The following is a 14,118-nucleotide window of genomic DNA, read 5'->3' as shown; positions in this document are numbered from 1 at the left end:
ATCCCGAACGACGACACCCCGGCCCGGCGCGGGTGCCCGTTCACCGGCCACTCCCGCGCCTGCGTCAGCAGCTCCACCGCGCCGGCGGACCAGTCCACCTGCGGCGACGGCGCGTCCACGTGCAGCGTCCGGGGCATCGCCCCGTGTCGCATGGCGAGGACCACCTTCATCACCCCGGCCACCCCGGCCGCCGCCTGGGTGTGGCCCAGGTTCGACTTGACCGAACCCAGCCAGAGTGGCCGGTCGGCGGGCCGCTCCCGGCCGTACGTGGCGAGCAGTGCCTGCGCCTCGATCGGGTCGCCGAGGGTGGTGCCGGTGCCGTGCGCCTCGACCAGGTCGACCTCGGCGGCGGGGACACCCGCCGAGGCGAGGGCGGCCCGGATGACCCGCTGCTGCGACGGGCCGTTCGGCGCGGTCATCCCGTTGGACGCCCCGTCGGAGTTCACCGCCGAACCCCGCACCACGGCGAGGACGGGGTGACCGTTGCGGCGGGCGTCCGACAGCCGCTCCACCAGCAGGAACCCGGCCCCCTCGGCGATGCCGGTGCCGGAGGCGGCGGCGGCGAAGGCCCGGCAGCGGCCGTCGGGGGACAGCGCCCGCTGCCGGCTGAACTCCACGAAGATCTCCGGGGTGGCCATCACGCTGACCCCGCCGGCCAGCGCCAGGTCGCACTCCCCCGACCGCAGCGCCTGCGCCGCCAGGTGCAGCGCCACCAGCGAGGACGAACAGGCGGTGTCGATGGTCACCGCCGGCCCCTCCAGGCCCAGCACGTACGCCACCCGGCCGGAGGCCACCGCGCCGGTGCCGCTGTTGGCCGGATAGTCGTGGTACATCAGGCCGGCGAAGACCCCGGTCGGGCTGCCCTTGAGCGTCGCCGGGTCGATGCCGGCCCGCTCGAAGGTCTCCCAGGCGCATTCCAGCAGCAGCCGCTGCTGCGGGTCCATGCCCAGCGCCTCGTTCGGGCTGATCCCGAAGAACGCGGGGTCGAAGTCGGCGGCGTCGTGGAGGAAGCCGCCGGAGCGGGTGTAGCTGCTGTTGGGCGTGGCAAAGTCGGGGTCGTGCAACTGGTCGACGTTCCAGCCCCGGTCGGCGGGGAAGTCGCCGATGGCGTCCACCCCGTCGGCGACCAACCGCCACAGCTCCTCCGGCGAGCTGACCCCGCCGGGGAAGCGGCAGCTCATCGCGACGATGGCGACCGGTTCGTCGGCCGGCTTCGCCGCCACCGCGGCGGACCTCACGGCGGTGGTGCCGGAGAGTTCGGCGACCAGGAAACGGGCCAGCCCGGCCGGTGAGGGGTAGTCGAAGACCGCGGTGACCGGCAGCCGCAGGCCGAGGGTCTGGTTGAGTCGGTTGCGGAACTCGACCGCGGTGAGCGAGTCGAAGCCCAGCTCGCGGAACGCCCGGTCGGGGGCGACGGCGGCAACGGAGGTGAAGCCGAGCACCAGCGCCACCCGGTCCAGGACCAGGTCGAGCACTGCCTGCTCGCGGTCGGCCTCCGGCAGCCGGAGCAGCCGGTCCACCAGCGAGCCGGCGTCGGCGCGCACCCCGGCGGCGCTGCGCCGGGCGACCGGCAGCAGGGTACGGAACAGCGCCGGCACGTCACCCTGGGCGCGTACGGCGGCCAGGTCGAAGCGGACCGGCAGCAGCAGCGCGTCGGGGCGGTCCAGGGCGGCGTCGAGGAGGCTCAGCCCCTCGTCCACGGCAAGGCCGATCATGCCGCTGCGGGAGATGCGCGCCCGGTCGACGCCGCCGAGCTGCCCGGTCATGCCGGTGGCCTGCGCCCAGAAACCCCAGGCCAGGCACTGGCCGGCGAGCCCCTGCGCGCGGCGGTGCGCGGCGAGGCCGGCGAGGAACGCGTTCGCCGCCGCGTAGTTGCCCTGCCCGGGCGCGCCGACCACGCCGGCGGCCGAACCGAAGAGGACGAACGCGCCGAGCCCGGCGTCGCGGGTCAGCTCGTGCAGGTGCAGCGCCGCGTCCACCTTGGGGGCGAGCACCGCGCCGAGCTGCCCGGGGGTGAGCGAGGCGATGGTGCCGTCGTCCAGCACGCCGGCGGTGTGCACCACCGCGCTCAGCGGACGCTCGGCCGGGACGCCGGCCAGCACGGCGGCGAGGGCGTCCCGGTCGGTGACGTCGCAGGCGACCTGCGCGACCGAGACGCCGAGGCCGGTCAGCTCGGCCGCCAGGTCGGCCGCGCCGGGGGCGGCCGGTCCGCGTCGGCTGAGCAGCAGCAGGTGGCGTACCCCGTGGGCGAGGACCAGGTGGCGGGCGACGACGGCGGCGAGGGTGCCGCTGGCGCCGGTGATCAGCACGGTGCCGGCCGGGTCGATCCGGCCGGCCGGCGGCTCGCCGGCGGTGGCCGGCGCGCGGACCAGCCGGGTGGCGAGGAGATCGCCGTCGCGCCGGAGCAGTTGCGGCTCGCCGGCGGCGACGAGGGTCGGGGCCAGCGCAACCGCGTCCTCGACGTCCATGTCCACGTCGGCGAGGACGATCCGGTCCGGGTGCTCCGACTGGGCGGAGCGGACCAGGCCCCAGACGGCGGCGCCGGCCAGGTCGGTGACGTCCTCGCCGTCGCGGCCGACCGCGCCGCGGGTCAGCACCAGCAGGGTGGTGGCGGCGCCGTACCGGTCGTCGGCCAGCCAGCCCTGGAGGTCTGCCAGCACCCGGCGGGTGCTGTCGTGCACCGCCGCCGCGTCCGCGCCACCGGCAACCGGCAGCACCAGCACGTCGGCCGGCTCGCCGGCACCCCACCGTCCGACCCGGACGGACGCGGGCGGTGCGGTCGGGACGGGCGTCCACACCGTGCGGTAGAGCGCGTCGGCGGCCGGACCGGTGGCCGCCGGGGCGAGATCGGCAGGGAGCGGCCGCAGGACGAGGGAGTCCAGGGAGAGCACCGGCGCGCCGGTGGCGTCGGCGGCCTCGACGACGACCTCACCGGCGCGCAGCGGGGTGATCCGCACCCGCAGGCTGGACGCCCCGACCGCGTGCAGGGTGACCCCGGTGAAGGCGAACGGCAGCAGGGCCCGGTCGCCGACGGCGTCGGTGAGGGCGACCGCGTGCAGCGCGGCGTCGAGCAGGGCGGGGTGCAGGTCGGCGCGCTCGGCGTCCGCGGTGGCCTCCTCCGGCAGCTCCACCTCGGCGTAGACCTGGTCGCCGGCCCGCCAGGCGGCCCGCAGCCCCTGGAACACCGGCCCGTACGCCAGCCCGGCGTCGGCCAGGTCCGGGTAGAGGCCGGCGACGTCGACGGCGGTGGCGCCCGCTGGCGGCCACTGCCCGAGGTCGCCGGCGGGGCGGGAGGTGGCCGGGGCGAGCTGGCCGGCGGCGTGCCGCTGCCAGGGGGCGTCGGGGGTGGCGTCCTCGGCCCGGGACCAGACGCTGACCGGCCGGGCGCCGCGCTCCCCCGCCGCGCCGACGGCGACCCGCAGCTGCACGCCGGCGCCGTCGGCGAGCACCAGCGGCGCGCCGATGGTCAGCTCGGTGACGGCCGGGCAGCCGACCTCGTCGCCGGCGCGCAGCGCCAGCTCGACCAGGCCGGTGCCGGGGACCAGTACGGTGCCGTTGACCGCGTGGTCGGCCAGCCACGGGTGGGTGCCGGTGGAGAGCCGCCCGGTGAGCACCACCCCGTCGTCGGCGGGGGTGGCGACGACCGCGCTGAGCAGCAGGTGGTCGGCGGGGCGCTGGCCGGCGCCGGTCACGTCAGCGGTGCCGGCGGCCGCCGCGTCCAGCCAGTGCCGGCGGCGCTGGAACGGGTACGTGGGCAGCTCCACCCGCAGCCCCGGCCGCCCGTCGAACAGCGGCAGCCAGTCGACCGGGACGCCGTGGGCGTACGCCTCGGCGAGCGAGGCGGCGACCCGGTCCGGCCCGCCGTCGTCGCGGCGCAGCGTACCGACCACGACGGCCGGGGCGCCGGCGTCGGTGAAGGTCTCCTCCAGGCCGACCTTGAGCACCGGGTGGGCGCTGGACTCGACGAAGACGCTCAGCCCGTCGGCGAGCATGGCCCGGGTGGCGTCGGCGAAGAGCACGGTCTGCCGCAGGTTGGTGTACCAGTAGCCGCCGTCGAGGGCGGTGGTGTCCAGCAGGCCGCCGGTGACCGCCGAGTAGAACGGCACCTCGGCGGCGCGGGGGCGTACCGGGGCGAGCAGTTCGGCGAGCCGGTCCCGGATGCCCTCGACGAAGACGGAGTGCGAGGCGTAGTCCACCGGGATCATCCGGGTGCGGATCTCCGCGGCGGACAGTTCGGCCTGGAACGCGGTGAGGGCGTCCACCTCGCCGCAGACCACCACCGAGCCGGGGCCGTTGACGGCGGCGAGGGAGAGCCGTCCCGCCCAGCCGGCCAGGCGGTCCCGGGCGGCGTCGGCGGGCAGCGAGACGGACATCATCCCGCCCAGGCCGGCCAGCTCGGCGGCGATGACCTGGCTGCGCAGGGCGACCACCCGGGCGCCGTCGTCGAGGGTGAGCGCGCCGGCGACGCAGGCGGCGGCGATCTCGCCCTGCGAGTGCCCGACCACGGCGGCCGGCTCGACGCCGTGGCTGCGCCACAGCTGGGCCAGGGAGACCATCACCGCCCAGAGCACCGGCTGCACCACGTCGACGGGGTCGAGGGTGGGCGCGCCGGGCGCGCCGCGCAGCACGTCGACCAGGTCCCAGTCGACGAAGGGTTCGAGCGCGCGGGCGCACTCGGCGATCCGCTCGGCGAAGACCGGCGAGGAGTCGAGCAGCTCGACGGCCATCCCGGCCCACTGGGAGCCCTGGCCGGGGAAGACGAAGGCGACCCGGGCGTCGGCGCGGGCGGTGCCGCGTACCAGGTTGGCAGCCTCGCGGTCGTCGGCGAGGGCGGCCAGGCCGGCCAGCAGCGCGGTGGGGTCCGTACCGGTGACGACCGCGCGGTGTTCCAGCGCCGCGCGGCCGGTGACCAGGGCGTGCCCGACGTCGGCCGGGTCGGGCCCGGCCGCGACGGCGGCGAGCCGCGCGGCCTGCGCGCGCAGCGCCTCCGGGTCGCGGGCCGACAGGACCCAGGCGAGGGTACGCCCCGACGGCGCCGGCTCCGGCGTGGTGGCCTCGGCCGGCTCCTCCTCGGGGGCCTGCTCGATGATGGCGTGCGCGTTGGTGCCGGCGACCCCGAAGGAGGAGACCCCGGCCCGGCGGGGGCGGCCCGGCTCGGGCCAGGGCAGCGCCTCGGCGAGCGGCCGGACGGTCCCCGGCGACCAGTCCACATGCGACGACGGCGTGCCGACGTGCAGGCTCTTCGGCAGCAGTCCGTGCCGGATGGCCAGCACCATCTTGATCACACCGCCGACCCCGGCGGCGGCCTGCGCGTGCCCGAAGTTGGACTTCAGCGAACCGAGCCAGAGCGGCCGGTCCGGCGCGCGGCCCTGCCCGTAGGTGGCGAGCAGCGCCTGCGCCTCGATCGGGTCGCCGAGGGTGGTGCCGGTGCCGTGCCCCTCGACCACGTCGACCTCGCCGGGCGGCAGCTGCGCGTTGGCCAGGGCCGCGCGGATGACCCGCTGCTGGGCCGGCCCGCTGGGGGCGGTGAGGCCGTTGGACGCGCCGTCCTGGTTGACCGCGCTGCCGCGCACCACGGCGAGCACCGGGTGGCCGTTGCGGCGGGCGTCGGAGAGCCGTTCGAGCAGCAGCACGCCGGCGCCCTCGGCCCAGCCGGTGCCGTCGGCGTCGTCGGAGTACGCCTTGCAGCGGCCGTCGGGGGCCAGTCCCCGCTGCCGGCTGAACGCCACGAACGGCGCCGGGGTGGACATCACCATCACCCCGCCGGCCAGGGCCAGGGTGCACTCGCGCCGGCGCAGCGCCTGCACCGCCAGGTGCAGGGCGACCAGCGACGACGAGCAGGCCGTGTCCACGGTCAGCGTGGGCCCTTCCAGCCCGAGCGTGTACGCGACCCGCCCGGCAATCACCGAGGCCGCCGCCGCGGTGCCCAGGTACGCCTCGGCCGCCTCCGGGGCGGCGTTGAGCAGGTCGCCGTAGTCCTGGTAGCCGGAGCCGGTGAAGACGCCGACGGGCTTGCCCCGGACGGCGTCGGGGGCGATGCCAGCGCGTTCCAGCACCTCCCAGGAGACCTCCAGCATCAGCCGCTGCTGCGGGTCCATCGCCGCCGCCTCGCGCGGGGAGATGCCGAAGAAGGCGGCGTCGAACTCGGCGGCCTCGGCGAGGAAGCCGCCCTCGGCGACGTAGCTGGTGCCGATCCGGTCGGGGTCGTCGGCGAGCAGCCGGGCCAGGTCCCACCCCCGGTCGGTGGGGAGCGGCCCGACCGCGTCCACGCCGCCGGCGACCAGTTCCCACAGCTGCTCCGGGGTACGCACATCCCCCGGGTAGCGGCACGCCATCGCCACGATCGCGATCGGGTCACGCTCGACGCCCTCGACCTCCTGGAGGCGCTGGCGCGTCTGCGTGAGATCCGCCGTCACCCGCTTCAGGTAGTCGAGAAGCTTCCCGTCCTCCGCCATGCCCGTCCTCACCCCTGCGGTCAGCGCAACCCGAGTTCGTTGTCGATGAAGTCGAAGATCTCGTCGGCGGTCGCCGCCGCACCGAGCCGGTCGTCCCCGGCGGACCGGTCGACCAGGCCGATCAGGGCGCGCAGCCGGGCGGCGAGCGCGGGCCGGTCGGCGTCGTCCTCGGGCAGCGCGGCGAGGGCGGCTTCCAGCCGGTCCAGGTCGGCCAGCAGCCCGGTCGCGCCGTCGGCAGCGCCGACGCCCAGTTCCGCGCCGAGGAACTCCGCCACGGCAGCCGGCGTTGGGTGGTCGAAGACCAGCGTGGCGGGCAGCGGGTGCCCGGTGGCGGCGGTGAGCCGCTGGCGCAGGTCCATCGCGGCGACCGAGTCGAAGCCCAGGTCGGCGAAGGGGCGGGCGGGGTCGAGGGCGGCCGGGCTGTCGTAGCCGAGCAGCGCGGCCACCTCGGCGCGGACGGTGTCCAGCAGTGCCCGTGCCCGCTGGGCCGGCGGCAGCGCGGCGAGCCGGTCGGCCAGCCCGGTCGGGCCGTCGGTGGCGTCGCCGGCGACCGCCTCGGCCACCTCCGGCAGCGCGTCGAGCAGCGGCCGACGTCGGGCCATGGTGTAGACGGGGGCGAAGCGCGACCAGTCGATGTCGGCGACGACGAGGTCCCCGGCGCCGGCCCGGTACGCCTCGGGCAGCGCGGTGATCGCCAGCTCGGGTCGCATCGGCGGCGCCCCGAGCCGGCGCATGCCGACGGCCAGTTCGGCGTCGACCATGCCGCTGTCCCAGGAGCCCCAGGCGATCGAGGTGGCGGCGCAGCCCCGGGCCCGGCGGCGGGCGGCCAGGGCGTCCAGGTAGGCGTTGGCGGCGGCGTAGCCGGCCTGCCCGGCGCTGCCCCAGACGGCGGCGCCGGAGGAGAAGAGCACAAACGCGTCCAGCTCCCGGTCGGCCAGCAGGTCGTCGAGGTGGACGGCCCCGGCCACCTTGGCGGCGGCCACGTCGGCGATCTCGGCGAGGGTCAGCTCTCCGACCGGGGCGATGCGCTGCATCGCCCCGGCGGCGTGCACCACGGCGGTCAGCGGCCACCGGGCGGGCAGCCGGTCGAGCAGCTCGCGGAGCCGGTCGCGGTCGGCGACGTCGCACGCGGCGACGGTCACCTCGGCGCCGAGCCCGGTCAGCTCGGCGGTCAACGCCTCTGCGCCGGGGGTGTCCGCGCCGCGCCGGCCGACCAGCACCAAATGCTCGGCGCCGGCCCTGGCCAGGGCGCGGGCCACGTGCGCGCCGAGACCGCCGGTGCCGCCGGTGACCAGCACGCTGCCGCGCGGCCGCCACGGCTGCGGCGCCACCGGTCGGGCGGCCCGCACCATCCGGCGGGCGTGCACCCCGCCGTCGCGGATCGCCACGTGGTCCTCGCCGCCGGTGGCGGTGACGACCGCGCGCAGCCGGCGCAGGGCGGCCGGGTCGGGGAACTCGGGCAGGTCGACCAGCCCGCCCCAGTGCCGGGGCAGGTCCAGGGCGAGCCCGGTGCCGAGTCCGTGCACGGCGGCCTGGGCGGGGTCGGCGGACTCGGTGGGGTCGACGGCGACCGCGCCGGTGGTGAGGCACCAGATCGGGGCGTCGAGCTGGGCGTCGCCGAGCGCCTGCACCAGCGCCACCGTCCCGGCGAGGCCCCGGGTGAGCGCCGGGTGGTCGGGGTGCGGCCGGTCGTCGAGGGCGAGCAGGGAGAGCACCACCGTGCCGGGGCCGCGCAGCTCACGCAGCCGGGTGGCGAGGGCGGTCCGGTCGGCGTCGGTCACCGGGACGCGGACCACCTCGGCGCCGTGCTCGGCCAGGGTGGTGGCGACCATGCCGACCCGCAGGTCGTTGTCGTACCCGTCGGGGACGGCGACCAGCCAGCGGGCGGGCGCCGGCCCCGGCTCGGGGTCGGCGACGGACTCCCAGACCACCCGGTAGCGCCAGCCGTCCACCACGGACCGGTCGGCGTGCCGGCGGCGCAGTTCGGCCAGGGCGGGCAGCACCTGGTCGAGGGCCGCCGGGTCGACCCCGAGGTCGGCGGCGAGGGCGGCCGGGTCGGCGGCGGCGAGGTCGTCGAGGAAGGTCGGGGCGGCGCCGGTCGGCGCGGGCGCCTCCCACCAGTACCAGCGGCGTTGGAAGTCGTAGGTGGGCAGCTCGACCCGGCGAGCGCCGGCGTGCACGGCCGCCCAGTCGACCGCCGTGCCCCGGGTGTGGGCGCGGGCGAGGGCGGTGACCAGTTCCCGCTCCTCGTCCCGGTCGCGGCGCAGCAGCGGCACGAAGACCCCGTCCCGGCCGTCGCCGACGCAGTCCGGGCCGGTGGCCGAGAGCGCGGCGTCGGGGCCGAGCTCCAGGAACGTGGTGACGCCCTGCCCGGCGAGCCACCGTACGGCGTCGTGGAAGCGGACGGTGCCGCGCACCTGGCGTACCCAGTGCCCGGGGTCGGTCAGTTCGCCGCTGACCGGCCGCCCGGTGCGGGTGGAGACGACCGCCAGGGTCGGCGCGGTGTACCGCAGCGACCGGGCGACCTCGGCGAAGTCGGCGAGCATCGGTTCCATCAGCGGGCTGTGGAAGGCGTGCGAGACGGCCAGCCGCCGGGTCCGCCGGCCGAGGCCACGCAGCTGCTCGGCGACGGCCAGCGCGGCGGCCTCGACGCCGGAGACCACCACGGCGGTGGGCCCGTTCACCGCGGCCAGGTCGACCCGCTCGTCGAGCAGCGGCCGGATCTCCTCCTCGCCCGCCTCGACGGCGACCATCGCCCCGCCGACCGGCAGCGCCTGCATCAGCCGGCCCCGGGCCGCGACCAGCGCCGCCGCATCGGGCAGGGTGAGCACGCCGGCGACGTGCGCCGCGGCCAGCTCGCCGATGGAGTGCCCGACCAGGTACGCCGGGCGCACCCCCCAGCTCTCCAGCAGCCGGTACAGGGCCACCTCCAGCGCGAAGAGCGCCGGCTGGGCGTACCCGGTGCCGTTGAGCGGGTCGGCGTCGGCGCCCCACACCACTTCGCGCAGCGGCCGGTCCAGGTGCGGGTCGAGGGCGGCGACGGCGGCGTCGAACGCGTCGGCGAAGGCTGGGAAGGCGGCGTGCAGTTGCCGGCCCATGCCGGGGCGCTGGGCGCCCTGGCCGGTGAAGCAGAAGGCGGTGGAGCCGTCGACGCGTAGCGTGTCGCGGACCAGGTGGGCGGCGGGGGCGCCGTCGGCGAGCGCGGCCAGACCGGTGCGCAGCGCGGCGTGGTCGGCGCCGACCACGGCGGCGCGGTGCTCCAGCGCGGCGCGGGTGGTCGCGAGCGAGTACGCCACGTCGGCAAGAGCCTGGTCGGCGTGCTCCTCCAGGTGCCCGGCGAGGCGGCGGGCCTGCGCCCGCAGCGCCGGCTCGTCCCGCCCGGAGACCAGCAGCGGCAGGGGACGCGCCGGCCGCGCGCCGGACTCGTCCTGGACCGGGGCGGCGCTGTCCGACGCCGGGGCGGCGCTGTCCGGCGGCTCCTCGACGATGACGTGGGCGTTGGTGCCGCTGAGCCCGAACGCGGACACCCCGGCCCGGCGCGGCCGGTCGCCGCGCGGCCAGGGCCGGGCCTCGGTGAGCAGCCGCACGTTGCCGGTGGACCAGTCCACGTTGGGGGTGGGTTCCTTGACGTGCAGGGTCCGCGGCAGCGTGTCGTGCCGCATCGCCTCCAGCATCTTGATGATTCCGCCGACCCCGGCGGCGGCCTGCGCGTGCCCGACGTTGGACTTGAACGAGCCGAGCCAGAGCGGCCGGTCCACCGGGCGGCCCTGCCCGTACGTGGCCAGCAGCGCCTGCGCCTCGATCGGGTCGCCGAGGGTGGTGCCGGTGCCGTGCGCCTCGACGGCGTCGACCTGGTCGGCGGTGAGCTGCGCGGCGGCCAGTGCGGCCCGGATGACCCGCTGCTGGGCCGGCCCGTTGGGGGCGGAGAGGCCGTTGCTGGCGCCGTCGGAGTTGACGGCGCTGCCCCGGACCAGCCCGAGCACCGGGTGGCCGTGGCGGCGGGCGTCGGCGAGCCGTTCCAGCAGCAGCAGGCCGATGCCCTCCCCCCAGGCGGTGCCGTCGGCATCCGAGGAGAAGGACTTGCACCGGCCGTTGGGGGCGAGCCCCCGGTCCTGGCTGAACCCGACGAACGAGTCCGGGGTGGACATCACCGTCACCCCGCCGGCCAGGGCGAGGCCGCACTCGCCGGCGCGCAGCGCGTGCGCGGCCAGGTGCACCGAGACCAGCGACGAGGAGCAGGCGGTGTCGACGGTGACCGCCGGGCCCTCCAGGCCCAGCGCGTACGCGACGCGGCCGGAGGCGACGCTGGCCAGGCTGCCGACGCCCTTGGCGGCGTAGTCGTGGTAGACGAGCCCGGCGAAGACGCCGGTGGCGCTGCCCTTGAGCGAGGCGGGGTCGATGCCGGCCCGCTCGACGACTTCCCAGGCGGTCTCCAGCAGCAGCCGCTGCTGCGGGTCGGTCTCCCGCGCCTCCCGGGGGCTGATCTTGAAGAAGTCGGCGTCGAACTCCCCCGCGTCGTGCAGGAACCCGCCGTTGACGCAGTACGTCCGGCCGGGTGTGGCCGGTTCCGGGTCGTACAGGCCGGCGACGTCCCAGCCCCGGTTCTGCGGGAAACCGCTGATCGCGTCGCCGCCGGAGGCGACCAGCTCCCACAGGTCGGCCGGGGTGCGGACGCCGCCGGGGAAGCGGCAGGCCGCCGCCACGATCGCGATCGGCTCGTGCCAGCGCTGCTCGGCGTCGTGCAGCCGCCGCCGGGTCTGCTGGAGGTCCGCCGTGGCGCGCTTGAGGTAGTCGCGCAGCTTGTCGTCGGTCGCCATCGCCGCTCAGCCCATCCCCAGGTTGTCCAGCACCGCGAACAGTTCGTCGTCGGTCGCCGTGGCCAGGTCGTCGTCCGTGCCGTCCGGCCCGGCCGGGTCGTGCCGGGCCCGCCACTCGCGCAGCACCGCCTCCAGCCGGACGGTGACCCGGGCCGGGTCGCCGTCGGTGGGGCCGGCGAGCACCGCCGCGAGCCGGTCCAGTTCGGTCAGCACCGGGTCGCCTTCGGCGGCGTCGCGCGCGCCCAGCTCCGCGCCGAGGTGGGCGGCGAGCTCCCGCGAGGTCGGGTAGTCGAAGGCCAGCGTCGGGGAGAGCCACCGGCCGCCCGCCTCGCTCAGCGTCCTGCGCAGCTCGACGGCGGCCAGCGAGTCGAAGCCGAGGTCCTGGAAGGCCCGGTCCGGCTCGACCGACCGCCAGTCGGGGTGGCCGAGGACGGCGGCGACGTGGGTGCGTACCAGTTCCAGCAGGAAGCGGTCCCGCTGGTCCTCGGGGAGCCCGGCGAGGCGCTGCGCGAGGTCGGGGCCGGTCGGCGCGACGCGGCGGACCGGCACCCGGACCACCTGGCGCAGCAGCGCCGGCAGCGTGTCGGCGGTGGCGCGCAGCGCGGCGACGTCGAGGCGTACCGGGACCAGGGCTGGCGTGGCCTGCCCCAGCGCCCGGTCGACCAGGGCCAGCCCCTCGGCGACGCCGAGCGGGTGCAGGCCCATCCGGTTCAGCCAGGGCGGCCCGGCCTCCCAGGCGCTGAAGGCGAGGGAGGTGGCGGGCAGCTCGCGGGCCGCCCGGTGGGCGGCGAGCGCGTCGAGGAAGGTGGCCGCCGCGGCGGTGGCCGGCCGGCCAGCGCCGAACATCAGCCCGGCGGCCGAGGAGACCAGCACGAACGCCGCGAGGGGCCGGTCGGCGGTCAGCTCGTGCAGGTGCCAGGCCGGGTCGACGGCGGCGCGCAGGGCGGCGGCGAACCGGTCCGGCGCGGTGGTGGCCAGCAGGCCGTCGTCGCGTACGGCGGGGGCGTGCACCACGGCGGTGAGCGGGTGCCGCCCGGGGATCCCGTCGAGCAGCGCGGCCACCGCGTCCGGGTCGGTCAGGTCGCACGCGGCGACCGTGACGTCGGCGCCGAGTTCGGCCAGCTCGGCGAGGAGGTCCTTGTCGACGTCCTCGGTCGGGTCGACGGCGAGCAGCAGGTGGTCGATCCGGTGTTCGGCGACCAGGTGCCGGGCGATCACCGCGCCGGCCCCGCCGGTTCCGCCGGTGACCAGCACCGTGCCGTCGGTGTCCCAGCGCGGCGGCGCGCCGGCCCCGGCGGAGGCCCGGGTCAGCCGGGGCAGCAGCGCGCGGCCGTCCCGCACGGCCAGCTCCGGTTCGTCGTACGCCAGCAGCGCCGGCAGGGCGAGGCAGGAGGAACCGCTGCCGTCGGTGTCGACCAGCACCAGCCGGCCCGGCTGCTCGGACTGCGCGGAGCGGACCAGCCCCCACCCGGGCGCGAGCACCGGGTCGGCGGGCAGCTCACCCGCGCCGACCGCGCCCTGGGTGAGCAGCACCAGCCGGGTCCGGGGCAGCCGGGTCTGGGCCAGCCAGCCCCGCACCGTGGCGAGCAGCCCGGTGAGCAGGGCGCGGACCGCCTCGGGCCCCTGGCCGGCAGGGGCGGGCGGGGCGTGCAGCACGTACGCCGGTTCCGGCGCGCCGGCGTCGACGGCGGCGAGCAGCGCGGCCAGGTCGGGGTACGCCGGCGCGTCGGGTACGACCCCGAACGGGTCCTCGCCGAGCACGGCCCAGGTCGTCGGCGCGGCGTCGGGGGCGGCCTCGGGCGCGGGCACCCACTCGAGGCGGAGCAGGCTCTCGTCGCCGGCGCCGGTGACGGCGGCCAGTTCGTCGACGCCGACCAGCCGGCTCTCCAGGTGCCCGACGGTGAGCACCGGGCGGCCGTCGGCGTCGGTGGCGGTCAGCGTCACGCCGCCGCCCAGCGGCACGAGGTGCACGCGCAGCGTGGCCGGGGCGGGGGAGTGCCGGGTGACGTCCCGCCAGACCGACGGCTGGACGGGTCCGGCGGCTTCGTCGAGGCGGTGCGGGTGCAGGGCCGCGTCGAGCAGGGCGGGGTGCGTCTCGTGGCCGTCGGCGGGGGCCCCCTCGGGCAGGGTCACCTCGGCGAACAGCTCGGCGCCGCGCCGCCACACCGCCCGCAGTCCCTGGAAGGTCGGGCCGTACCCGTAGCCCTGGTGCAGCAGGCCACGGTGGACGGCCTCGACGTCCACGCGGACCGCGCCGGGGGGCGGCCAGGTTGCCGGCGACGGGGTCGGGGTGGGTCCGCCGGGGGCGAGCACGCCGGTGGCGTGCCGGGTCCACGGCAGTTCCTCGTCGGGTCCGCGGGTGTGCACGCCGACCGGCCGCGCGCCCTGGTCGTCGGGCGGCCCGACCACCACGCGTACGGTGACCGCCTCGTCGGTGAGGACCAGGGGCGTCTCGGCGGTCAGCTCGAGCAGCCGGTCGCAGCCGGCCTGCGCCCCGGCGTGCAGGGCCAGGTCGAGCAGGCCGGTGCCGGGGAAGACGATCCGGCCGTGCAGGTCGTGGTCGGCCAGCCAGGGCTGCCCCGGTACGGAGATCCTGCCGGTGAGCACCAGCAGGTCATCGTCGGGCACGGTCACCTTGGCGCCGAGCAGCGGGTGGCCGGTGGCGACCTGCCCGAAGCCGGCGAGGTCGGCGGCGGAGGGGGCGGCGAGCCAGTAGCGCTGCCGCTGGAAGGGGTAGGTGGGCAGGTCGACGGTGCGGGTGGTCTGTGGGAGCAGTGTCGTCCAGTCGACGGTGGTGCCGGTGACGTGCAACCTGGCCAGGGCGGTGAGCGCCTGTCGGTGTTCGT

The 14,118-nt window shown here is 77.4% G+C and carries 3 protein-coding genes; all 3 read right to left on the bottom strand.

The features are described 5' to 3' along the window. On the bottom strand, positions 1–6,455 hold a 6,455-nt coding region (locus ABZ807_RS32145), incomplete at its 3' end, for a type I polyketide synthase (RefSeq protein WP_357166532.1). 20 nt (positions 6,456–6,475) lie between these two features. After that, a complete protein-coding gene (locus ABZ807_RS32140; protein WP_357166529.1) occupies positions 6,476–11,272 on the bottom strand; it encodes a type I polyketide synthase in 4,797 nt (1,598 codons plus the stop codon). Between the two features lie 6 nt (positions 11,273–11,278). Further along, positions 11,279–14,118 (bottom strand): type I polyketide synthase (locus tag ABZ807_RS32135; RefSeq protein WP_357166526.1); only part of this gene is annotated, 2,840 nt, incomplete at its 5' end.

Origin of the sequence: Micromonospora sp. NPDC047548, assembly GCF_040642975.1 — a bacterium.
Classification (GTDB): domain Bacteria; phylum Actinomycetota; class Actinomycetes; order Mycobacteriales; family Micromonosporaceae; genus Micromonospora.
Note: the sequence above shows the minus strand (reverse complement) of the source record. Positions and strands in the feature narration are given on the sequence as shown.

Excerpts from the sequence above, each read along its gene's own strand:
- ABZ807_RS32140 (WP_357166529.1), bottom strand. The coding sequence starts at position 11,272 with ATGGCGACCGACGACAAGCTGCGCGACTACCTCAAGCGCGCCACGGCG.